The following is a 23,452-nucleotide window of genomic DNA, read 5'->3' as shown; positions in this document are numbered from 1 at the left end:
GGATTGGGAAATTATCAAGCATTCAATACACGGCCGTAGGCATCGAGCACCGCTTCCTTCATCGTTTCCGACACGGTGGGATGCGGGAAGATCGTGTGCATCAGCTCTTCCTCGGTTGTTTCGAGGTTCATCGCGACGACGAAGCCCTGGATGAGCTCGGTGACTTCAGCGCCAACCATATGGGCGCCGAGCAGTTCGCCGGTCTTCTTATCGAAGATCACCTTCACCATGCCCTGGTCTTCGCCAAGCGCGATCGCCTTGCCGTTTGCCGCAAAGGAGAAGCGACCGACGCGGATGTCACGGCCCAGCTCCTTGGCTTTGGCTTCGGTGAGGCCGACGGAGGCGACCTGCGGATTGCAATAGGTGCAGCCCGGGACCTTGCCCTTGTCTGTGGGATGAACGTTCGGCAAGCCGGCGATCTTTTCGACGCAGACGACGCCCTCATGCTCTGCCTTGTGCGCCAGCATCGGCGGGCCGGCGACATCGCCGATCGCATAGATGCCGGCGACATTGGTCTTGCCGTAACCGTCGACGACGACGCAGCCGCGGTCGGTCTTCACACCAAGCGCCTCGAGGCCAAGATTTTCGATGTTGCCCTGAACGCCGACGGCCGAAATCAACCGGTCGGCAGTGATCTGCTGTACTTTACCATCGGACGTCTCGACATGTGCGGTGACGCTGCCGGCGCCCTTCTCGACCTTCGAAACCTTGGCGCTGGTGAAGATCTTGAGGCCACGCTTTTCAAGCTGCTTGCGGGCAATCGCGGTGATTTCGGCATCTTCGACCGGCATGATGGTCGGCATGACTTCGACGACCGTCACGTCGACGCCCATCGAGCGATAGAAGCTTGCGAATTCGATGCCGATCGCGCCCGAGCCCATGACGATCAGCGACTTCGGCAGCGCATCCGGCTTCAGCGCCTCGAAATAGGTCCAGATCAGCTTGCCGTCCGGCTCGATGCCGGGCAGCGCGCGCGGGCGGGCGCCGGTGGCGATGATGATGTGCTTGGCGGTATAGGTGCCCTCGCCCTTGACGTTCTTCGGCAGCGGGTGCTGCGGCTCGACGACGGCCTTCGACGACTTGCCGACGACGATCTCGCCGGGCTTGGAAAGCTTTCCTTCGCCCCAGATGATGTCGATCTTGTTCTTCTTCATCAGGAAGCCGACGCCCGCGTTGAGACGGGCAGAGACGGCGCGCGAGCGGCCAACGACGGCCTTGGCATCCGGCTTGACCGTGCCCTCGAGAACGAGACCGTAATCTTTGAAGTGATTTGCATGATCGAGGACTTCGGCCGAGCGCAGCAGCGCCTTTGTGGGTATGCAGCCCCAGTTCAAGCAGATGCCGCCCATATGCTCGCGCTCGACGATCGCGGTCTTGAGGCCAAGCTGGCTGGCGCGAATAGCGGCGACATAGCCGCCGGGACCCGAACCGATGATGATGACGTCGTAGGATTCAGCCATGTGTTTCCTGCCTTTGTTACGCTGCGCTGCGGGTCATGAGCACCCACGCGTGTCTCTTGCTGTTATCGAAGAGCGGCACGGCATCGGCACGCGCAGCCTCCAAGAATCCGTTTCTTCCATAAAGCGACAAAGCCGCTTCGTTATCACTTGCGGTAATGAGACTGACGGAGCGGCGATCGGCCCTTTCGATCTGATCCTCCAGCAATCTGCGTCCGATGCCGATGCCGCGCAGGTGGCGATAGACGCCGAGACTGCCGATGAACCAGCTACCCACAACCGTTTTCTGCAAGGCGAGCATCGGCTCGGTCGCCGGAACTGTCGCCTCGATCTTATCTGTGCCTTCCTCCAGCGCGTGGCCGATCGCCACGCCTGCGACCTCGCCATAGGCCTCGGCGATGACGGCATCCCGCCAGCCGCCGACAGCCTCTTCCTCGCTCATCTTCAGCCGGCCCCGCTCCAGCGGCGTGTCACTCATGCCGGTCGCCACATCGGCGAACCAGAGCCAGGAGGCAAAACCGCGCGAGGCGATATCCGCCAGAATCGCCAGCTCCGAAGCATCCCGCCGTGAGGCCTGCCGGAGGGCGATGAAGGAGGTCATGGTCAGATCCCCAGCATCATCCGCACGATCGATTCCAGCCCGCGTCCGAGCGCACGCGTATTATCCGCATCAAGGTGAATGCCATCGATCGGCGTGGTCTTGGCGACGGAGTTGCCGTCGAAGAAGCCGCAGCCGAGTTCGTCGGCAAGATCACGATAAAGCGTTGCGAGCTTGGCCGATTCCTCGATGCCGCCGGGAAAGGATGCGGCGAAGGGCACATTGCCCGTCGCGCAGATCGCCGGCGGCGCCACGATCAAGATCTCCGGCCCATCGAATTCGAAGGGCCAGGCATGATTGCGGATGAGCCGCACGAGACGGCTGATGCCCTGGCAGGCGGCAAAGGCGGACCCCGCCACGACCGGCTTCATGTCGTTGGTGCCGAGCAGAAGGATGACGAGGTCGAGCGGTGCATGCGTCTGCAGGATCGTCGGCAGGATGCGCGCACCGTTGCGGTCACAATCGGCGAGGTGGTCGTCGAAAGCGGTCGTGCGCCCATTCAGGCCTTCGGCGATGACGCGCGCCTCGCTGCCGAGCGCTGCCTGAAGCACGCTCGGCCAGCGATTCTTGTACTCATGACGGCCGATCGTCTCGGCGTCATAACCCCAGGTCAGCGAGTCACCATAGCAAAGAACGGTCTTGGTCATTTCCGCCTCCGCGCTGCTATCAGACAAGCATGCCCATCGGGTTTTCGATGTAGCCCTTGAAGGCCTGGAGCAGCTCGGCGCCGAGTGCACCATCGACGCAGCGATGGTCGGTCGAGAGCGTGACCGACATCACGGTGGCGATCGCCATTTCGCCCTTCCTGACGACGACCCGCTGTTCGCCTGCGCCGACCGCGAGGATCGTCGCATGCGGCGGGTTGACGACGGCAGCGAAGTTCTTCACGCCCATCATGCCCATGTTCGAGACCGAGCTGGTGCCGCCCTGATATTCCTCAGGCTTCAGCTTGCGGTCCTTGGCCCGCTTGCCGAGATCGCGCATCTCGTTGGAGATCGTCGACAGGGTCTTTTCCTCGGCCTTGCGGATGATCGGCGTGATCAGGCCGCCGGGGATCGAGACGGCGACGCCGACATCGGCGTGCTTGTGCTTGACCATGTTGCTGTCGGTCCAGGAGACATTGGCATCCGGAACGTCGCGCAGCGCCAGCGCCATGGCCTTGATGACCATGTCGTTGACCGAGAGCTTGTAGGCCGGAGCGTTGTCCTTGCGCGGCGCCGCATCGTTCAACTGGGCGCGCAGCGCCAGCAGCGCATCGAGCTCGCAATCGACGCTGACGTAGAAATGCGGGATCGTCTGCTTGGATTCGACCAGGCGCCTGGCGATCGTCTTGCGCATGCCGTCATGCGGCACGAGCTCGTAGGAGCCCGGCTCGAAGAGCTTGAGCACGGCTTCCTCAGAGGCGCCCTTCGGTGCGGCAGCGGCCGGAGCCGGCGCAGCAGCCTGCGGGGCGGCAGCGGGTGCAGGCGCAGCAGCAGCCTTGGCGCCACCGCCGGCAACAGCCGCCTCGATGTCGCTCTTGACGACGCGGCCATGCGGGCCGGAGCCTGTCACTGCCGAAAGGTCGATGCCGGCTTCCTTGGCCAGACGGCGGGCGAGCGGCGACGAGAAGGTGCGGTTGCCATCAGCCGAAACCGATGCGGGTGCAGCGGCAGGTGCCGGTGCTGCAGCCGGAGCGGTTTGGGCCGGAGCCGGTGCAGCCTCGGCCTTCGGCGCAGGCGCGGCTTCAGCCTTGGGCGCCGGAGCGGCAGAACCCGCACCGTTTGCGGCAGCGGCGACATCCTCGCCATCGGCGGCGAGAACCGCAATCAGCGCGTTGACCTTGACGCCTTCGGTGCCGGCGGCAACGACGAGCTTGGCGACCGTGCCTTCATCGACGGCTTCGACTTCCATCGTCGCCTTGTCGGTCTCGATCTCGGCGATCACATCGCCTGATTTGACCTTGTCGCCTTCCTTGACCAGCCACTTGGAAAGATTGCCTTCTTCCATGGTCGGAGAGAGGGCGGGCATCGTGATATTGATCGGCATCGAGCTGCCCTCCCCTTATTTGTAGCAAACAGCCTTCACCGCATCGACGACTTCGCCGACGTTCGGAAGTGCGAGCTTTTCGAGATTGGCGGCGTAGGGCATCGGAACGTCCTTGCCCGCAATCGTCAGGATCGGCGCATCGAGATAATCGAAGGCCTGCTGCATGACGCGGGTGGCGATTTCGGTGCCGACCGACGATTGCGGATAACCTTCCTCGACGGTGACCAGACGGCCGGTCTTCTTCACCGATTCGATAACGGTCGGCAGGTCCATCGGGCGAATGGTGCGAAGGTCGATCAGTTCGACGTCGATGCCGATCTTTTCGAGTTCGGCCGCCGCCTTGGTCGCATAAGTCATGCCGATGCCGAAGGAGACCACCGTGACGTCCTTGCCCGGGCGATGGATGCGGGCCTTGCCGATCGGCAGGACGAAATTGTCGAGCTTCGGCACATCGAAGTGCTGACCGTAGAGAATTTCGTTCTCGAGGAAGATCACCGGATTCGGATCGCGGATCGCAGCCTTCAGCAGGCCCTTGGCGTCGGATGCCGTGTAAGGCATGACGACCTTCAGGCCGGGGATTGCGGAGTACCAGGCAGCATAGTCCTGGCTGTGCTGGGCGCCGACGCGAGCTGCGGCACCGTTCGGGCCGCGGAAGACGATCGGAGCGCCCATCTGGCCGCCGGACATATAGAGCGTCTTGGCGGCGGAGTTGATGATGTGGTCGATCGCCTGCATGGCGAAGTTGAAGGTCATGAATTCGACGATCGGGCGAAGGCCAGCCATGGCAGCGCCGACGCCGACGCCGGCAAAGCCGTGCTCGGTGATCGGCGTATCGATGACGCGGCGGGGGCCGAATTCCTGCAGCAGGCCCTGCGTGACCTTGTAGGCGCCCTGATATTCGGCAACTTCTTCGCCCATGACGAAGACGTCTTCATTGGCGCGCATTTCCTCGGCCATGGCGTCGCGGAGCGCTTCGCGCACGGTCGTCGACACCATTTCGGTGCCGGCAGGAATTTCGGGGTCATTCGGAACGACGGCCTTCGGCTCGGCCGGAAGCGGCGCGGAGGCCGAACCGGTTTCGGTCGGCTTCTCTTCCTGGGCAACGGCAGGCGCGGCTGCTGCGGCCGGCTTGGCGGCGGAGAGATCGGCGGCGGATTCGCCATCCTGCAGCAGCACGGCGATCTTGGTGTTGACCTTGACACCTTCGGTGCCGGCATCGACGAGCAGCTTGCCGATGACACCTTCATCGACGGCTTCGACTTCCATCGTCGCCTTGTCGGTTTCGATTTCGGCGATCACGTCGCCTGAGGTGACCTTGTCACCTTCCTGCTTCAGCCATTTGGACAGCGTGCCTTCTTCCATCGTCGGAGAGAGGGCGGGCATGAGGATATCGATAGGCATGGGTTCCCTCCCCCGATTAGAGCAGAATGTCGGTGTAGAGCTCGGATGCATCCGGCTCCGGATCGGCCTGGGCGAAGTCGGCGCTGTCGGCGACGATGTCGCGGACATCCTTGTCGATCGCCTTCAGATCGTCTTCGGAGGCCCAGCCCTTTTCGATGAGGCGCGCCTTGACCTGTTCGATCGGGTCATGCTCGGAGCGCATCTTCTGCACTTCGTCCTTGGAGCGATACTTCGCCGGATCGGACATGGAGTGACCGCGATAACGATAGGTCAGCATTTCGAGAATGATCGGGCCCTTGCCGGAGCGGCAATGTTCGAGCGCCTCGTCGGCCGCCGCCTTGACGGCGCGAACGTCCATGCCATCGACCTGAATGCCGGGGATGCCGAAGCCGGAGCCGCGCAGCGAATAGTTCGACTGCGCCGTGGCGCGGGCGGTCGAGGTGCCCATGGCGTAACGGTTGTTCTCGACGATATAGACGATCGGCAGTTTCCAGAGAGCCGCCATGTTGAAGCTCTCGTAAACCTGGCCCTGGTTGGCAGCGCCGTCGCCGAAATAGGCGATCGAGACATTGCCGTTGCCGCGGTAGCTGTTTGCGAAAGCCAGACCGGTTCCGAGCGAGACCTGGGCCCCGACGATGCCGTGACCGCCGTAGAAATGCTTCTCTTTCGAGAACATGTGCATCGAGCCGCCCTTCCCGTGGGAATAGCCGCTGCGGCGCCCGGTCAGTTCCGCCATGACGCCACGCGCTTCCATGCCGGTCGCCAGCATATGGCCGTGGTCGCGATAGGCGGTGATGACCTGGTCGCCTTCCTTCTGCGCCATCTGCATGCCGACGACGACAGCTTCCTGACCGATGTAGAGGTGGCAAAAGCCGCCGATGAAGCCCATGCCGTAAAGCTGACCGGCCTTCTCCTCGAAGCGGCGGATCAGCAGCATTTCGCGATAGGCCTTGAGCTCCTCATCGCGATCGAAGTCGGCTACCGGGCCTCCATTCGATGCTTTGGCTGCGGGTTTTGCTGCAGTTTTGCGGCTGGAAACGGTCGCGGTCTTTCGCGGCGCCATTCAACCCTCCCTATGGGTTTGTCGGTTCTTGGTGGCGCGTACCATAGGGAAGAAATATGACCACAGCAATGCCATAATTGCATGGCTCGTATTCGGCGCTAAATCGTTGATAAAACGCCTGAAATTCCAATTAACCTGTTTCCGGTTAATTGGAATAATGGTTGAATATGACGATCTCGTCCGCGCGCGACACATTGAGCTGATAGCGCGCTTTTTCGTCCAGCATGTCCTTGTCGAGCGAGCCGTCACTGAGCAGCGCGACCTGATTTTCCAGATGTTCGCGCTTCGTCTTCAAGACTGCAAGCTCTTTTTCACGCGCGACACGCTGGTGCTCGAACGCTTCCGTCGCGCGCAGGCCGTAATCGCCGTGAATGCAGTGATAACCGAAATAGGAAAGGAAGGCGACCGTCATGGCCGGAATGACGAAGCGGCCGAGCTTTCTCTTCTTATGATGCTTTGTCCACATACACGCATGCTCTTGAACGCATTACCAATTCGCTCAATCTACAGCGCAGAGATTAACCGTTCGTTGACTCTAAAAAAGAGCAACAAAAAACCCGCGCCGGAGAGGCGCGGGTCGAACCGTTGAAAATCAGATGCGATCAGCCGCGAATGATCGAGCGGCCGGCATACTGGGCCTGAGGACCGAGGCCTTCTTCGATACGGATCAGCTGGTTGTACTTGGCAAGACGGTCGGAACGCGACAGCGAGCCGGTCTTGATCTGACCGCAGTTGGTGGCGACCGCGAGATCGGCGATGGTCGAATCTTCCGTTTCGCCGGAGCGGTGAGACATGACGGCGGTATAGGCTGCCTTGTGCGCCGTGTTGACGGCGTCGAGGGTTTCGGTCAGCGAGCCGATCTGGTTGACCTTGACGAGGATCGAGTTGGCGACACCCATGCGGATGCCATCGCGAAGGCGGGCAGAGTTGGTGACGAAGAGATCGTCGCCGACGAGCTGGGTCTTCTTGCCGGTCAGGTCGGTCAGCGTCTTCCAGCCATCCCAGTCGTCCTCAGCCATGCCGTCCTCGATCGAGATGATCGGGTACTTGGCGGCGAGTTCGGCCAGATATTCGGCCATGGCGCCCGATTCGAGCGTGCGGCCTTCCCCTTCGAGAACATATTTGCCGTCCTTGAAGAATTCCGTCGAGGCGCAATCGAGGCCGAGGTAGATGTCCTCACCCGGCTTGTAGCCGGCTTTTTCGACCGACTTGACGATGAAGTCGAGGGCTTCGGAAGCGCTCTTCAGGCCCGGTGCGAAACCGCCTTCGTCGCCGACATTGGTGTTGTGGCCCTGTGCGGCAAGTTCCTTGCGGAGCGTATGGAAGACTTCCGAACCCATGCGCACGGCTTCGGCGATCGTATCGGCGCCGACCGGCAGGATCATGAATTCCTGGAAATCGATCGGGTTGTCGGCATGGGCGCCGCCGTTGATGATGTTCATCATCGGCACCGGCAGCAGGCTGGCGGAAGCGCCGCCGACATAACGGTAGAGCGGCAGGCCGGAGGCCTGGGCGGCAGCCTTGGCGACGGCGAGCGACACGCCGAGGATGGCGTTGGCGCCGAGGCGCGACTTGTTCGGCGTGCCGTCCAGCTCGATCATGATGTTGTCGATCTGGATCTGGTTTTCGGCGTCGATGCCGCCGATCGCATCGAAGATCTCGGTGTTGGCGGCATCGACCGCCTTCTGGACGCCCTTGCCGAGGTAGCGCTTGCCGCCGTCGCGCAGTTCGACCGCCTCATGCGCGCCCGTCGAGGCGCCCGAGGGAACAGCCGCGCGGCCCATGCTGCCGTCTTCGAGATAGACATCGACTTCGACGGTGGGATTGCCACGGCTATCGAGAATCTCGCGGGCGATGATATCGGTGATTGCAGTCATGGGTTCTTCCTGCTCAGTGGGTGATAAGTCGTTCGAAACCTGTCTTAATCGAAGGCGAGCAAATTACAATGCCGCAATTGCCAGCCTTCGAACCAGCGTTCCGATGTGGACGAAAGCGCGTCGCGATCTCTAACATTCGCATGGTCCGCGCTTTGCTCTTTGGTTTTGCGCGACATGCTTATAGCGCGATCATGTCAGACTGTTGAACGTCAAGCTGGGTAATCAGGCCTTGGCGACCGCATCGAAGGCAAGCAGCTTTTCGAGGAGCCGCGGCATGTCCTTGAGATAGACCATGTTCGGTCCGTCGGAAGGCGCATTGTCGGGGTCCTGATGGGTTTCGAGGAAGACGCCGGCAATGCCGGTCGCCACCGCTGCGCGCGCCAGCGTTTCAACGAATTCCCGCTGGCCGCCCGAGGAATCGCCCTGCCCGCCCGGCTGCGCCACGGAATGGGTGGCGTCGAAAACAACGGGAGCACCCATCGACGCCATGATCGGCAGCGAACGCATGTCGGAAACCAGCGTGTTGTAGCCAAACGAGGCGCCGCGCTCGCACAGCAGCACGTTCGGATTGCCGCTGGCGTTAAGCTTCTTCAGGACGTTTTTCATATCCCAGGGAGCGAGGAACTGGCCCTTCTTGACATTGACGACGCGGCCGGTATTGGCGGCGGCGATGAGAAGATCGGTCTGGCGGCAAAGGAAGGCCGGGATCTGCAGGACATCGACGGTCTTTGCCACCTCGGCGCATTGTTCGGCGGTATGAACGTCGGTCAGGACGGGAAAGCCGAATTCCTTCTTGAGGTCGGCAAAGATCTCCATGCCCTTTTCAATGCCGATGCCGCGTTCGGCCGAAAGCGAAGTGCGGTTTGCCTTGTCGAAGGAGCTCTTGTAGACGAGGCCGATGCCGAGCTTTCCGCAAAGCTCCTTCAGCGTGCCGGCCACCATGAAGGCGTGGTCGCGGCTCTCCATCTGGCAAGGGCCGGCAATCAGCGACAGGCGGCCGGTGTTGGAAAAGGTGACCTGGCCCTGGCCCTCGCCGATCTTGACTTGGGAATTCGTATCTGTGCTCATCGTGTTTCCTCGAAGGCGAAAAGCGTGCCCTGCCCGGGCGCGGGCTTCACCAGAATGCGATTGTTCTTGCGCGTATATGTCACCCCGTTAGCAGCCAAATGCGCTTCTGTCACGGCAAGATCGGCGACAGCGAAGAGAATCGCCCGGCCGCGCAGGCCGCGGTCGGCGGATGGGACAGCGACCTCGAAATAGGCCTCCAAACCCTCCGGCGTCATCAGGCTGATTTTCACATTCGACGCCGCGATCGTGACGCCGAAACCGGTTTTCTCGACTGCCGATTGCGCGCTGGCAAGACTGACGAAGGCGGCGAAGGCAGCCGCATCGGGCGCGCAAAGCACCACCTCGGCAATGCCGGTGACGCCATTGGCATGCGCCTCCAGCGCGCTGCGGTCGGCCGGCAGCGGATTGACGCGCTCGACGGTGAAGAGAAAGAGATCGGGCGCGCGCAGGTCGCCGGCAAAGGCCAGCCTGAAGCCGGCAATGCTCTCAGAACCATCCGGCATCGTCATCGGCCGGCTGAACGCCAGCATCTCGCCGGCGCTCGCTCCGTCGCCGACGAAATTCCGATGATCGATATCGGCATCCTCGCTGCCGAAGGCCACCGCCGAAAGCCCTTCCTCGCCGCAGCGGAATCGGAAGGCGCGGTTGCGGGCGGTGAAGACATTGCCTTGCCGCGCCGATGCTTCACTTTCCCTAACGCTCGCAATCCCGAGCGGCTCCAGATAGGTCTTATCGGCAAAAAAGACGCAGGCATTCTCCGTTCCGAAGGGATGACGCGCATCGGCGGCAACGGTAAAGCCCAGCTTGCCGAGCCTCTCGCGCGCCAGATCGATATTGACGACCGGCAGCACGACATGATCCAGCGGGCGTGGTTTGGCGGAATGCTCGTTCATGATATCCCCTCTCCTGACACGGCAGAGATGTGCGACAGTGCCGCCCAAGGCAAGACTTGTCGGCCAATCCGGCAAATGAAAATAAAAATCTCAACGAGTTGGCGCCAAGTTTTACGGAAATTTAGCTACTTGCGGAACACATATGGAACATATAGTGTCTGTTCTGGATTTGTTTCAATCACGAGGTCACAACGTCGATGCTCACGCGCAAACAACAGGAGCTTCTCCTCTTCATTCATGAGCGCATGAAGGAATCCGGCGTTCCGCCGTCTTTCGACGAAATGAAGGACGCCCTGGATCTCGCTTCGAAGTCCGGGATTCACCGGCTGATTACGGCGCTCGAGGAGCGTGGCTTCATTCGCCGCCTACCGAACCGGGCCCGCGCACTCGAGGTCATCAAGCTTCCGGAGGCCTATAGCCCCAGCATCCAGCCCCGGCGCGGCTTTTCGCCGAGCGTCATTGAGGGCAGCCTGGGCAAGCCCCGGTCGGTCGCCACTCCCGCTCCTGCAAAACCCGTCGCCGACAATGGCAACTCAGTCTCCGTGCCGGTCATGGGCCGCATCGCCGCCGGCGTTCCGATCTCGGCAATCCAGAACAACACCCACGACATCGTCGTTCCGGCCGATATGCTCGGCTCCGGTGAACACTACGCGCTGGAGGTCAAGGGTGATTCGATGATCGACGCCGGCATTTTCGACGGCGACACCGTGATCATCCGCAATGGCAGCACCGCAAGCCCTGGCGACATCGTCGTTGCTCTCGTCGACGACGAAGAAGCGACACTCAAACGCTTCCGCCGCAAGGGCGCCTCGATCGCGCTGGAAGCGGCCAACCCGGCTTACGAGACCCGGATCTTCGGGCCAGACCGCGTCAAGGTGCAGGGCAAACTCGTCGGCCTTATTCGCCGCTATCACTAACACCCTGGCCGGTTTCGACAAAGCTGTTGCTGCGCCAGTCATAGGCGCGATGGCGGATCCATGGCCGCCACAGATCATCGAATGCGGTTGTGACCTCCATGCCGGCCTCCGCGAAGCGCAGCTCGACGGAACCGGTCCGGCGCAACGTCTCGCCGGTGAAGAGCGTCGCGCCTGAGCGGCAGCTGTTGAAACGCAGGCGGACCGACGTTACCACGATATCGGCCGCATCGCAGGCCGGAGCGAGATAGGCGGCATTGTCGATGACGGCGACCACATGACCGTTGCCAAGCCTTGATATGCACCAGGCCTTCTTGACGCAGGAAAAGCGGTTTGCGTCACCGCCGGCTGCAGCCGCCCGCATCGCCGCCCTCGCTTCGTTCTGCTGATCGCGGGAGAGCTTGACGCGGCGGTCCTCTCCCGCTGGCGGGACAGCAGGACCATCCAGCATCTTCGGCGGGTCATGCGCCGGCAGGACCAGCGCGCGCTGCCATTGGTCGAAGATGAAATCCGGCGGGTTTTCACGGTTGGAGGCCATTGCCGCCGCCTCGACGACCGCGACGAGACTGCCATCTTCCGAAATCACCAGATCCGGCGGCCGGGGAACCGGCAGAAGCAGCAGGATGAGCGTTGCGGCTGACATGATCGACGTGCCCATATGGCGCAGCCGAGTGCGGAGCAGCGTCAGCAGCAGGAAGCCTGCCACGGCGACCGCGAAATACCAGGCGGGCAAGCGGCCGATGCCGATGTCGCCACCCCAGCCGGACACGGTCTTGGCGACGGCGATCACCAGATCGAGGCCGAATCCGACAATCTTCCAAGGCAAAACGTCCAGACCGAAAGGCATGAGCAGCATCGCCAGCAACCCGGCCGGCATGATGATGAAGGAGATGATCGGCATCGTCGCGAGGTTTGCCGGCAGGCCGTAGGCGGTCAGGCGATGAAAATGCTCGATCGAAAACAGTGCGGTGGAGAAACCGCCGATCAGCGAGGTCAGGAAGACACCGCCGAAGAACCCCGCAACCGCGACGAAAGGCCTGACGATCGGCAGCTTCAGGAAGGCATTCTCGCGGACGCGCCGATCCTTCCACAGCTGATAGCCCGACACGAGCGCCAAGGTTGCGGCAAAGGACATCTGGAAGCTCGGACCCAGGACCTCGGACGGCGAAATGGCGAGGATGACGAGCGCGGAGAGAGCGACATTGCGCAGGCTGATCGACGGCCGGTCGAAGAAGACGGCAATCAGCATGATGGCCATCATGATGAACGCGCGCTCGGCCGAGACCGCGAAGCCGGAGATCAGGAAATAGGCCGTGACGGCGATGAGCGCGCCGGCGGCGGCGATCTTCTTCGTCGGATAGGCCTGGGCGACGCCGGGAAAGAGGCTGAGCAGCATCCGGAAGCCGACGAAGAAGATGCCGGCCGACAGCGCCATGTTGAGGCCGGAGATGGCGATGATATGCGCCAGACCGGACTGGCGCAGCGCCTCCGTGGTCGCATTCGAGATGGCGCGCCGTTCGTCCGTCACCAGAGCAGCGGCAAAAGCGCCGGTGTCGCCGGGCAGAATCGATCGGATGCGGTCGCCGATGCCGCTGCGCAGCCGGTAAAGCCATTCGAGCAGGGCTTCCGCCGTCGATCTGGCAGCCTGCGGGCCCGCCTGCAAATCGACTTTCGTCGGCGCGCCGTAGAAGAAACCATTGGCGCCGATGCCATCGAAATAGGCCCCGAAAGAGAAGTCGTTGAGCTCTGGAAGTGCTGGGCCTGACGGCGGTGTCAGCCGAGCCCTGCCGGTGATGATGTCACCGATCTCGAAAGGCGCGTCGGCGCCGCGGGCGATCGCGGTTATCCGTTCCGGCGGCCGCTTCACCTGCGGCGCCTCGGTGCCGGTGACGGCCAGAATGTAGCGCCACCGGCCGCGACCATCGCCTTCGCGCCGTTCGACACGGCCGGTCACCGTCGTCGTCACGGCGGAGTCGAGGATCACGGTCGAAGCCCGCCAGCTTTCGAACTCCGCCGAGACCATGCCACCGGCCACAAGTGCAAGCGCCAGCAGGACGGTCCGCAATGCCGCCCGCATACGGCTGGCGATCAGAACCGCGGTCGTCAGCACCAACAGGCAGAGCAGCGGTGCAATGACCGGAAAATCCGATGCTCCAAGAAACCAGAAGGCTGATCCGGCGCCGAGAAAGACCGGCGAGAATAGCAGCAGGCGGCCATGATCCGCCTCCTCGCCCAGCATGCGCCTGCCGGCACGCAGCGATTGCGAGGCCAAAGCCGGCAGGCGATGGCGCAGCGGTGTCGCCGACTGCGTCCTTGCCGGCCGCGACACCACGGCAGGGGGAGAAAAACCGGAGGTATCGGCAAGGCCGGCGCCTGCTTCCGGCCGCAATTCGACTGTCGTCAATTCCTGCATCCGCCGCCCAAGCTCACCCGCCAAGGCGGCCAGAATGCAACCTCCCATCAAATCCGGCAAGAATAATCGATTGAAATATGAGGGAAAATCGCGAGTGCCAAAAGACCAGTCGAATCATCAGCTTCCGATATGCACGCGGCTCATCGCTGCAGTGCCTAAAAGGTGATACCGCAATGCACAAAATGCCGTCACGGTAACTTGGCATTAGCTTCGCGATCATATAGCTATCGGTGAGGACGCTTAACCCCTATGGCGCTTTTAAGGCGCCACCGCCATTTCGGAGGATCAGCATGACGGATCAAAGCGCTACAATAAAAATCGGTGACAAATCTGTCGACCTTGCCGTCAAAAGCGGCACGATCGGCCCGAGCGTCATCGATATCGGTGCCCTCTACAAGAACACGGCTTCCTTCACGTACGATCCGGGTTTTACCTCGACCGCATCCTGTGAATCGAAAATCACCTACATCGACGGCGACGAAGGTGTTCTGCTGCATCGCGGCTATCCGATCGAGCAGCTCGCCGAGCATGGCGACTTCCTGGAAGTCTGCTACCTGCTTCTCTACGGCGAACTGCCGACCACCGCGCAGAAGAAGGATTTCGATTATCGCGTCACGCACCACACCATGGTGCATGAGCAGATGAGCCGCTTCTTCACCGGCTTCCGCCGCGATGCACATCCGATGGCCGTCATGTGCGGCTGCGTCGGCGCGCTGTCGGCCTTCTATCACGACTCCACGGACATCACCGATCCGCACCAGCGCATGGTCGCCAGCCTGCGCATGATCGCCAAGATGCCGACGCTCGCCGCCATGGCCTACAAATACCATATCGGCCAGCCCTTCGTTTATCCGAAGAACGACCTCGACTATGCGTCGAACTTCCTGCGCATGTGCTTTGCCGTGCCTTGCGAGGAATATGTGGTCAATCCGGTGCTTGCCCGCGCCATGGACCGCATCTTCATCCTGCATGCCGATCACGAGCAGAACGCCTCGACCTCGACCGTCCGTCTCGCCGGTTCGTCGGGCGCCAACCCGTTCGCCTGCATCGCGGCCGGCATCGCCTGCCTCTGGGGGCCTGCACATGGCGGCGCCAACGAAGCAGCGCTGAACATGCTGAACGAAATCGGCACAGTCGACCACATCCCGGAATATATCGCCCGCGCCAAGGACAAGAACGACCCGTTCCGCCTGATGGGCTTCGGCCACCGCGTCTACAAGAACTATGATCCGCGCGCCAAGATCATGCAGAAGACGACGCATGAAGTGCTGGGCGAACTCGGCATCAAGGACGATCCGTTGCTCGAAGTGGCGATGGAGCTGGAGCGCATCGCGCTCACCGACGAATATTTCATCGAGAAGAAGCTCTATCCGAATATCGACTTCTATTCCGGCATCACGCTGAAGGCGCTCGGCTTCCCCACGACCATGTTCACCGTGCTCTTCGCGCTCGCCCGCACCGTCGGCTGGATCGCGCAGTGGAACGAGATGATCGAGGATCCGGAACAGCGCATCGGCCGTCCGCGCCAGCTCTATGTCGGCGAACCCAAGCGCGACTATATCCCGGTTTCGAAGCGCTGATCGCTTCAAAGCCTAAAAGAAAACCCGGTCAGAAACGGCCGGGTTTTTTCTTTTTCAGGACATCGAGAAGGATCTCGGCGGCATGCTCGCCAGGCGGCTTTTCGGTCTGCATGCGCTGCCAGATAAGGTCATAGCCTTCCTTCATCGCCTTCAGCTGGTAGGTATCGGCCGACAGCCTTTCCATCCAGCGGGCGAGACTGGCGCCGCGAACGATATCGTTGAGATATTCCGGCACGACCGCGTAATCGGCGATCAGGTTTGGCAGCGCGCCTGTCCAGGTCTTGATGGTTGATGTCAGCAACCGCATGATCCAGTCGACCTTGTAGGCGGAGACGACGGGCACATCGGCAAGCGCCAGCTCAAGAATGACAGTTCCGGATGCCGCCATGGCTGCATCGGTTTCGGCGAAGGCTTTCCATTTCGCTTCCGCACCGACGACGATCTCCGGTTTTACCGCCCACCCCGCCGTCATTTCGCGGACAAGCGCCTCCTTGTGCGTCACCGTCGGCAGAATGAAGCGCATCGGCCCATTGCGGGCAACAAGCTCCTTCGCTGCGGCCTCGAAATAAGGCACGAGATTCTTGATCTCGGATGAACGCGAACCGGGAAGAAGAAGGATCGGGCCGTTGCCGGGCTGCCTGCCGGCGCGCAGCCGCCGCGCTTCGAGCAATGCCGGATCGGCAATCAGGCGATGGCCGACATAAGTCGTCTCCGGGCCGCCAAGCGTGCGCATCACTTCCGGCTCGAAGGGCAGAACGGCGAGCACATGATCGACATAGGCGAGCATGCGCGTGGCGCGATATTCCTTCCAGGCCCAGACGCTCGGACAGACATAATTGACAACAGGCAGATCGGGCAGCGCGGTGCGGACGCGCTTTGCAACGCGATGGGTGAAATCCGGGCTGTCGATGATGAGAAGAATGTCCGGCCTTGCGGCGATGATTTCAGCCGTCGTCCGGCGGATCAAGGTATAGAGCTTTGGCAGCCGGCTCAGCACCTGGGTGATGCCCATGATCGACAACTCGGAGAAATCGAACAGCGATCTCAGGCCTTCTGCTTGCAGCGCCTCGCCGCCGACGCCGACCAGTTCCACCGGTCCGCTATGAATCCGTTTCAGGGCGGCGATGAGATCGGCGCCGAGCAGATCCCCCGACACCTCACCGGCAATGACGGCGATCTTCAGCGGCGCCCCGTTCATACAAGCCCCCATGCCGGCAGGCCGCGATCGATGCCGCAGACGAAAAGCCCGGCCTCGTCGGCGGCCTTGATGACGGCGGCGCGATCGAGCACCAGTGAACGGCCGGCCTCAACGGCGACACCGGCAAGGCCGGCTTTCCTCGCGTTCAGCACCGTGGATACGCCGATCGCCGGCAGATCGGCGCGGATATCCTGCTGCGGCTTGCAGAGCTTGACGAGTGCGCCGCGGCGGCGTGGCGAGATGCGTCCGGCGGCTCTGAGACCCGTCACGCGGTCCAGCATCTCATCCGTGCCTTCAAGACCCTCCAGCGCGACGACACGCCCGCCGATGCTGACGGCGCCCTGCCCGACATCGAGCCGGCCGAGCATTTCGGCGGCTTCGCCAGCACGGCTGATATCACGCCGGTCGTCCTCGCCGGGCGCCACAGCACCAAGCGGGCCGACGGAGGCAAGCAGGTCGGGGGCGATTTCATGGGCGCCAACGACGCGGCGGCCGTTTCCCTCTATCAGGCGGATCACCATCTGCAGAACCGTATCGTCGCCGCCGGACAGCAAGGTGCGGATGGCGGCCGGCACTTTCATCAGGATGCGCAGCGTCGGGCGCACCTCGCGCCATTCCGGGCGGCGGCGCACACTGCCCGACATCACGACACGGCCAATGCCATACCGGTTGAGCAACCCATCGAGGGCGGCGAAATCGCCGATGCCGATGACAGCGTGGTCATAGCCTTCCCAACGCCGGTCGCTTTCGTCCTTCAGCGCGACGATGACCGGATTTTCGCCGGCGGCGCGCGCGGCTTCGGCGACATAGGAAGGCAGAAGACCGCCGCCGGCGATAATCGCCAGCCGGCCCGCAGCGGTTTCGCCGGAAAATGTCACGGGCTAGCCCTTCTGCCCCCGGGTCGGCGAGGACAAGGCGCGGTCGCTATCGGCGGCGATGAAGTCGAGAATGTGGACCACCTGCTCGCAATCGGCATATTCGTCGCGGATGGCGGCGGCGTTTTCGCGGACGGAGCCCGTTCCTTCAAAGATCGCCTTGTAGGCGCGACGCACCCGGTGAATGACGGCGCGGTCGATGCCGGCGCGCGTCATGCCGACGACGTTGAGGCCGCTCAGCAGCCCGGGATTGCCGTTCAGCATGCCGTAGGGAATGACGTCGTAACTGACCGCCGAGAGCCCGCCGACGAAGGCCTGACGGCCGACACGGGTGAACTGGTGAACGGCAGAACCGCCGCCCAGAATGACACGATCCTCGATGACGACGTGGCCGGCGAGCATGACGTTGTTCGACATGATCACGTGATTGCCGACGCGGCAGTCATGCGCAACGTGGGAATTGGCGAGGAAGAGGTTGTTGTCGCCGACGATCGTCTGGCCACCGAAGTCGGAGGTGCCGGTATTCATCGTCACGCCTTCGCGGATCGTGCAGTTGGCGCCGACCGTCAGCGTCGTCTCCTCACCGCCGTGATGCACGCTCTGCGGATCGCCGCCGATGACGGCCATCGGGAAGATGCGCGTGCCCTTGCCGATCACGGTGCGGCCGGTAACGACCGCATGCGACAAAAGCTCGACATTCGCATGCAGGACGACGTGCGACCCGACATGGCAGAAGGGACCGATCTTGACGCCCTCACCGATAACGGCACCGTCTTCGACGGCGGCCATCGGATGAATAAGGGCGCTTTCGGCGATATTGCTCATGCCTGATCCTTACGAACGATCATCGCGCCGATATCGGCCTCGGCGACAAGCGCGCCGTCAACCTTGGCGTCGCAATGGAATTTCCAGATATTGCCGCGCTGCTTGTGTTTCTTGACATGGAATTCAACGCGATCGCCGGGCACGACGGGCTTGCGGAAGCGCGCATTCTCGATGGTCATGAAATAGACGAGGTTGCCCGGCTGGCCTTCCTTCTTGGCACAGATCGCGCCCGCAGTCTGAGCCATGCCTTCGATCAGGAGAACGCCCGGCATGATCGGAGCTTCCGGAAAATGGCCGGTGAAATGCGGTTCGTTCGCCGTGACGTTCTTGATGCCGATCGCGCTGTTGTCGCCGTCGATCTCGATGATCTTGTCGACCAAGAGGAAGGGGTAACGATGCGGCAGCAGCTTCATGATCTCGATGATGTCAGCCGAAGAAAGCGTTGTCGTGGCTTCCTCAGTCATTTTGCTTGCCTCCAGGTTTACTCTCGCGCTGCTTGGTCTTGGACATCAGCTGCGCAGCCTCTCTCAGATAGTCTTTTAGCGGGCGCGCGGGTACGCCGCCATATTGCCCGCCGGCGGCAAGGTCGGTCATGATACCGCTTTTGGCGGCGATCTGCACGCCGTCGCCGATCGTCACATGCCCCTTGATGCCGACCTGGCCGCCGATCTGCACGCCATTGCCGATCTTTGTGCTGCCGGCGATGCCGACCTGGGCGACGACGGCACAGTGGCGGCCGATCTGAACGTTGTGGCCGATCTGAACCTGGTTGTCGATTTTGGTGCCTTCGCCGATCACCGTATCGTCCATGGCGCCGCGATCGATCGTGGTGTTGGCGCCGATCTCGACATTGTCCTGGATGATCACCCGGCCGATCTGGACGATCTTGATCATACCGCGCGGGCCCGGGGCATAGCCGAAACCATCCTGGCCGATGCGGGCGCCGTTGTGAATGATGACGCCATTGCCGATCAGCGCGCAGAGAATGCTCGCGCCGGCCGCAATCGAACAATCCCGGCCGATCTTGACGCCCGGGCCGATGATGCTGTGCGCACCGATGCGCGTCCCCTCGCCGATCTCGGCATGCGCACCGATGACGGCCATCGGCTCGACGATCACACCTTTTTCGAGCTTGGCGCTCGGATCGATCACAGCACTTGGCGCGATCTCGCTTTCACTGGAAAAGACGACCGGGCGCAAGGCCGCGGGATAAAACAGACCGCCCGCCATCGCAAAGGCTGCGTGCGGATTGGACGACAGAATGACCGGAATGTGCTCGGGGATGAGATCGACGAGCGCCTTGTCGCAGATCACCGCAGAGGCTTCGCATGTCGCCAGCTCATCGCGGCTGCGGCGCGACAGGATATAGCAGACATCGCCTGCCCGGGCCCGGTTGAGGGGAGCCACGGATCTGACGATGACATCGGCATGATCGGGATTGGCGAGTTCTGCCCCAAGAAACTCTGCCAGCTCAGCGAGCTTCAGACCTTCATGGGGCAGAAAAAAAACGTTTTGCTCCATCGGCAATGCTCCAGAACGGAATTGAGTCTTACAGTTCCGGACTGCCGATATCAGAATTGGTTGTTGATGCCAAACTTGAAGTTCTGCGTCTTGTCGAAGTCTTCCTTGAGGACCGGGATTGCGTAATCCAGACGCAATGCACCGAAGGGAGACTGCCAGACAACACCGACACCGACGGAAGCGCGCAGCGAAGCACTGGTGCCCTCCGCTTGATCGGAGCCGAGAAGCTCGACATCATTGCCAAACAGCGTGCCGGCATCGGCAAAGACGGCGCCGCGCAGGTTGAAGTCACGCGGGAAGCCAGGCATCGGGAAGGTCGCTTCCGCCGACGCCGTGAAATAGGTCGTGCCACCGAGCGGGTCATCATTATCCCCGCTGATGCGTGGGCCGATCCCCTTGTTCTCGAAGCCACGAATATCGCCGTTGGTCAGGGTGAACTGATCGAAGACATTCAGGTGGTCGCCGAGGGGGACGACATAACCCGCCGAAGCCGAGACCGAGCCGATGATGTCGGCATCGTCGGCGAGCAGATGGTAGTAACGGGCCTTGCCGTAGATCTTGTAGAACTGCGAGTCGCCGCCGAGGCCGGCAAGTTCCTGCGTCGCCGTCGCATAGATGCCTTCACGCGGCAGGACGGTGTCATCAAGCGTGTTGTAGGTCAGCGTCTGCGAGACGGAAGAGCGCGTCCACGGGCTCTCATCGACCAGATTGGCATAGGTCGCCGAAAGATCGGAGGTATCGCCGTCATACTTCATCTGCTTGTAGTTATAGCGGAAGGTCGTCGCCAGATCTTCGGTGATCGGTGCGGTCACACGCAGAACGACGCTGGTTTCCTCGTAGTCATAGTCGTCGTTGCTCGACGTTTCGCTGCGGTTGACGTCGAAGCCTGCCGCCAGGCGATAGCCGAGGAAATAGGGTTCGGTGAAGCTGACGCCGTAGGCGCGCGAGCCTTCCTGACCGCCGCCGGCCGAAATGCGGATATACTGGCCGCGGCCGAGGAAGTTCTTTTCCTCGATCGATGCTTCGAGCAGCAGACCGTCGCCGCCCGCGGCATAACCCGCGCCGACACCGAACGAACCAGTCGACTGATCCTGCACGTCGACGACCACCACGACACGGTCGGGCGAGCTGCCCGGCTGGGTGGAGATATTGACGGAAGAGAAGTAACCCAGCGCTTCGAGGCGACGCTTGGCCTTGGTGATCATCTGCTGATTGAAGGCGTCGCCTTCGCTCATGTCGAATTCGCGGCGGATCACGTAGTCGCGCGTGCGGCTGTTGCCGCGGATCTCGATACGCTCGACATAGGCGCGTTCGCCTTGGTCGACCAGATATTCGACGCCGATCGTATTGTTGTTGAGGTCGCGGTTGCCGCGCGGCGTGACGCGCGCAAAAGGATAACCGGCAGACGCCACCTGATCGGAGATCGCCTCGATCGACTTCTGCACGTCCTTGGCGCTGTAGACACGACCTTCATGGGTGCGCACGAGCGGCAGCAACTGATCGGAACCGACGCCTTCGACGGTCGACTGGACGGTCACCGGTCCGAAATCGTAGCGCTGGCCTTCCTCGATGTTGAAGGTGAGCGTGTATTTGTTGGTCGCGTCGTCGAAGGTGGCATCGGAAGAGACGATGCGCATGTCGGCGTAGCCGCGATTGTAATAGAACTGGCGCAGCGCTTCTTCGTCGGCGTGGAGCTTGTCTTCGTTATAGACGTCCTTGCGGGTCAGGAACGAAAGGAAGTTCGAACGCTTGGTATTGATGACGGCAGCCAGGCGGCCGGCACTGTAGGCATTGTTGCCGACGAAGTTGATCGAATCGATCTTGGTGCGATCACCTTCGTTGATGACGAAGGCAAGGTTGACGCGGCCTTCGCCGAGCGGCACCACCTGCGTCGTCACTTCGACCTCGCTGCGGCCGGTGGCAGCGTAGGCATCCTTGATCGACTGAATGTCGGACTGGATCTGGGTGTCGCTGTAGGGACCGGCGGCATGGGTCTGGACGATGGTCGCGAGCTTGTCGTCCTTGATCTTGCGGTTGCCGTTGAAGACGACCTGATTGACGAGCTGAGCTTCCTGAACGTTGACGACGAGCGTGCTTCCCGAGACCGAGATCTTCACGTCGGAGAAGTACCCCGTACCGTAAAGCTGCTTGACCGAAGCATCGATATCGCTGTTGGAAAAACTCTTCCCGGGAGAGATGGTGAGGTTCGACCGGACGGCTTCCGCGCCGACGCGGCTTGCGCCGCGCACATCGATACGCTGGATGACGGCGGCCTCAGCAGCCGTAGCGGAAACGAACGTCAAAGCACCTGCGCCCGAAGCAACAACACTAGCAGACAGCGCAACCGCCGATACTGCGTTCAAAAACTTTGAACCAGCCTTCATTTCACCTATTACCTTTGTTTCCCTCGTCCCCGGCTCCGGGAGAACCCGATTCCGGTCACGTGTGTCGTTTTACCCGCTTTTGACATACAAGCAAGCGAGGTCGTTAATTTCTGTTTACTTCATTTGCAAGCGTGACCCATTCGCCACTACAGCCTTGAAACATCGTAAATAAACAGTAATTCCCTCGCCTTGCTCGTTTACCCTCTGATCGAGCCGATGTCGTTCCAGGTCGTGAAAACCATTAATGTCAATATCATTGCCAAGCCGATGCGAAATGCAATTTCCTGAGCCGTGGAGCCCAGCGGCTTCCCCCTCACCGCTTCCACCGCATAGAACATCAGGTGGCCGCCATCAAGTACCGGAACCGGCATCAGGTTAAGCAATCCTATCGAAACCGAAAGCATTGCCGCAAGCTGCAGCACCGCGCCTATGCCAAGCGTAGCCATCTGGCCCGAAGCTTGCGCCACGCGGATCGGCCCACCCAGTTGGTCGGCCCGCATCGTTCCGGCGAAGATGTTGCCGATATATTTGAAAGTGCCGGTGACGATGTCGCGAGTCTGGATCACGCCCTCCTGCAGCGCCTCGAGAGGCGTATAGGTCTTCAGGCGGAAGTTGCCAGCCTGCTGATTGGTGACGATGCCGATCTGGCCCAGCTCGATCTTGTTGCCGAACTGGTCGGTCTGGTCGGTGCGTTGCGGCACCATCGGCAGATCGAGCTTCTCGCCGCCACGCTCGATCGTCACGACGATCTTCTGGCTCGGGCGGATGCTGACATAGCGGCGCACGTCGTCGAAGGTCTCGACCTTGTTGCCGTCGATGGCGACCAGCAGGTCGCCGGGAAGGATGCCGGCGGCAGCAGCGGCGCCATCCGGCTTGACCTCGGCAACGACAGGATCGGCGATCATGCGGCCATAGACAGAAAAAAGAACGGTGAAGATGGCGATCGCCAGCAGAAAATTGGCGATCGGGCCGGCTGCGACGGTGGCAGCGCGCTTCCACAGCTTGGCGCCGGCAAAGGAGCGCGCCCTGTCTTCCTCGGACATGGCGGCGAGTTTGTCGGCGTCTGGCTTGCTCGAGGCGTCTTCGTCGCCGAAGAACCGGACATAACCGCCCAGCGGGATCACCGAAATCTTCCAGCGTGTTCCGTGGCGGTCGGTGAAGCCGAAGATCTCCGGACCGAAGCCGACGGAAAAGGCAAGGATGCGAATGCCGCTCCAGCGCCCGACGAGATAGTGGCCCATCTCATGCACGAAGACGAGCAGCGAGAGCACGAGGATGAAGGTGACGATATTCCCCATCAAGAATCCGTATATGCCGGTCACCGTTTCCATGAGTCCCTTCCGTCAAGCTGCCGCGT

20 protein-coding genes are annotated in these 23,452 nt (G+C 61.7%); 2 read left to right on the top strand and 18 right to left on the bottom strand.

Annotation, left to right across the window (positions count from 1 at the left end):
* Positions 1 to 14: 14 nt before the first annotated feature.
* The 10 genes from lpdA to FHX10_RS17250 all read right to left on the bottom strand — a co-directional run bounded on the left by lpdA (position 15) and on the right by FHX10_RS17250 (position 10,385).
* Entirely contained in the window at positions 15 to 1,460 is a 1,446-nt protein-coding gene (lpdA, locus tag FHX10_RS17295) for a dihydrolipoyl dehydrogenase (RefSeq protein WP_063475515.1), read from the bottom strand.
* A gap of 16 nt (positions 1,461 to 1,476) precedes the next feature.
* Positions 1,477 to 2,058, bottom strand: a complete 582-nt coding sequence (locus FHX10_RS17290; protein ID WP_184389896.1) for a GNAT family N-acetyltransferase — start codon at positions 2,056 to 2,058, stop codon at positions 1,477 to 1,479.
* A 2-nt stretch (positions 2,059 to 2,060) separates the two neighbouring features.
* Positions 2,061 to 2,702, bottom strand: a complete 642-nt coding sequence (locus tag FHX10_RS17285) for an SGNH/GDSL hydrolase family protein (RefSeq protein WP_047614987.1) — start codon at positions 2,700 to 2,702, stop codon at positions 2,061 to 2,063.
* 19 nt (positions 2,703 to 2,721) lie between these two features.
* Entirely contained in the window at positions 2,722 to 4,083 is a 1,362-nt protein-coding gene (locus FHX10_RS17280; RefSeq protein ID WP_047614985.1) for a pyruvate dehydrogenase complex dihydrolipoamide acetyltransferase, read from the bottom strand.
* A 15-nt stretch (positions 4,084 to 4,098) separates the two neighbouring features.
* On the bottom strand, positions 4,099 to 5,484 hold the full coding sequence (locus tag FHX10_RS17275; protein WP_063475513.1) for a pyruvate dehydrogenase complex E1 component subunit beta: 1,386 nt from the start codon (positions 5,482 to 5,484) through the stop codon (positions 4,099 to 4,101).
* 16 nt (positions 5,485 to 5,500) lie between these two features.
* Positions 5,501 to 6,547, bottom strand: a complete 1,047-nt coding sequence (pdhA, locus tag FHX10_RS17270) for a pyruvate dehydrogenase (acetyl-transferring) E1 component subunit alpha (protein WP_047614983.1) — start codon at positions 6,545 to 6,547, stop codon at positions 5,501 to 5,503.
* A 145-nt stretch (positions 6,548 to 6,692) separates the two neighbouring features.
* Positions 6,693 to 7,013, bottom strand: coding sequence for an FtsB family cell division protein (locus FHX10_RS17265; protein WP_047614982.1), 321 nt, complete (start codon positions 7,011 to 7,013; stop codon positions 6,693 to 6,695).
* A gap of 136 nt (positions 7,014 to 7,149) precedes the next feature.
* Positions 7,150 to 8,424 carry a phosphopyruvate hydratase gene (gene eno, locus FHX10_RS17260; RefSeq protein ID WP_047615742.1) on the bottom strand — a complete coding sequence of 425 codons (1,275 nt, stop codon included), beginning with the start codon at positions 8,422 to 8,424 and terminating at the stop codon, positions 7,150 to 7,152.
* Positions 8,425 to 8,646: 222 nt separating this feature from the next.
* Positions 8,647 to 9,492 (bottom strand): 3-deoxy-8-phosphooctulonate synthase, encoded by an 846-nt coding sequence (kdsA, locus tag FHX10_RS17255; protein ID WP_047614980.1) that lies wholly within the window; start codon positions 9,490 to 9,492, stop codon positions 8,647 to 8,649.
* Positions 9,489 to 10,385 (bottom strand): VOC family protein, encoded by an 897-nt coding sequence (locus tag FHX10_RS17250; protein ID WP_097623117.1) that lies wholly within the window; start codon positions 10,383 to 10,385, stop codon positions 9,489 to 9,491. Before FHX10_RS17250 ends, kdsA begins: the two co-directional genes overlap by 4 nt.
* A gap of 197 nt (positions 10,386 to 10,582) precedes the next feature.
* Between FHX10_RS17250 and lexA the strand changes: the two genes are divergently transcribed.
* Positions 10,583 to 11,302 carry a transcriptional repressor LexA gene (gene lexA, locus FHX10_RS17245; protein WP_184389893.1) on the top strand — a complete coding sequence of 240 codons (720 nt, stop codon included), beginning with the start codon at positions 10,583 to 10,585 and terminating at the stop codon, positions 11,300 to 11,302.
* Here the strand turns inward: lexA and FHX10_RS17240 are convergent.
* Positions 11,283 to 13,712, bottom strand: a complete 2,430-nt coding sequence (locus FHX10_RS17240; RefSeq protein ID WP_097544387.1) for a ComEC/Rec2 family competence protein — start codon at positions 13,710 to 13,712, stop codon at positions 11,283 to 11,285. The two genes, lexA and FHX10_RS17240, sit on opposite strands and share 20 nt — an antisense overlap.
* A 290-nt stretch (positions 13,713 to 14,002) precedes the next feature.
* On the opposite strand from FHX10_RS17240, the gene gltA reads away from it, so the two are divergent.
* Positions 14,003 to 15,292, top strand: a complete 1,290-nt coding sequence (gltA, locus tag FHX10_RS17235) for a citrate synthase (protein WP_047614976.1) — start codon at positions 14,003 to 14,005, stop codon at positions 15,290 to 15,292.
* Between the two features lie 28 nt (positions 15,293 to 15,320).
* Here gltA and lpxB read toward each other — a convergent pair whose 3' ends face one another.
* The 7 genes from lpxB to rseP form a co-directional block, all read right to left on the bottom strand.
* A complete protein-coding gene (gene lpxB, locus FHX10_RS17230; RefSeq protein ID WP_097623116.1) occupies positions 15,321 to 16,490 on the bottom strand; it encodes a lipid-A-disaccharide synthase in 1,170 nt (389 codons plus the stop codon).
* Entirely contained in the window at positions 16,487 to 17,368 is an 882-nt protein-coding gene (locus tag FHX10_RS17225; RefSeq protein ID WP_063475508.1) for an LpxI family protein, read from the bottom strand. Before FHX10_RS17225 ends, lpxB begins: the two co-directional genes overlap by 4 nt.
* A gap of 3 nt (positions 17,369 to 17,371) precedes the next feature.
* Positions 17,372 to 18,190, bottom strand: a complete 819-nt coding sequence (gene lpxA / locus FHX10_RS17220; RefSeq protein ID WP_047614971.1) for an acyl-ACP--UDP-N-acetylglucosamine O-acyltransferase — start codon at positions 18,188 to 18,190, stop codon at positions 17,372 to 17,374.
* Positions 18,187 to 18,654, bottom strand: coding sequence for a 3-hydroxyacyl-ACP dehydratase FabZ (fabZ, locus tag FHX10_RS17215; protein WP_047614969.1), 468 nt, complete (start codon positions 18,652 to 18,654; stop codon positions 18,187 to 18,189). Before fabZ ends, lpxA begins: the two co-directional genes overlap by 4 nt.
* Entirely contained in the window at positions 18,647 to 19,711 is a 1,065-nt protein-coding gene (gene lpxD, locus FHX10_RS17210; protein ID WP_047614968.1) for a UDP-3-O-(3-hydroxymyristoyl)glucosamine N-acyltransferase, read from the bottom strand. The genes fabZ and lpxD overlap by 8 nt, the downstream gene beginning before the upstream one ends.
* A 50-nt stretch (positions 19,712 to 19,761) precedes the next feature.
* Complete coding sequence (bamA, locus tag FHX10_RS17205; protein WP_047614966.1) at positions 19,762 to 22,095, bottom strand: outer membrane protein assembly factor BamA; 2,334 nt, start codon at positions 22,093 to 22,095, stop codon at positions 19,762 to 19,764.
* A 197-nt stretch (positions 22,096 to 22,292) separates the two neighbouring features.
* Positions 22,293 to 23,426 carry an RIP metalloprotease RseP gene (gene rseP / locus FHX10_RS17200; protein ID WP_047614964.1) on the bottom strand — a complete coding sequence of 378 codons (1,134 nt, stop codon included), beginning with the start codon at positions 23,424 to 23,426 and terminating at the stop codon, positions 22,293 to 22,295.
* Between the last annotated feature and the right edge of the window lie 26 nt (positions 23,427 to 23,452).

The organism is Rhizobium sp. BK591 (assembly GCF_014195045.1).
In the GTDB taxonomy this organism is placed as follows: domain Bacteria; phylum Pseudomonadota; class Alphaproteobacteria; order Rhizobiales; family Rhizobiaceae; genus Rhizobium; species Rhizobium anhuiense.
This window is presented reverse-complemented; position numbering and strand designations above follow the sequence as displayed.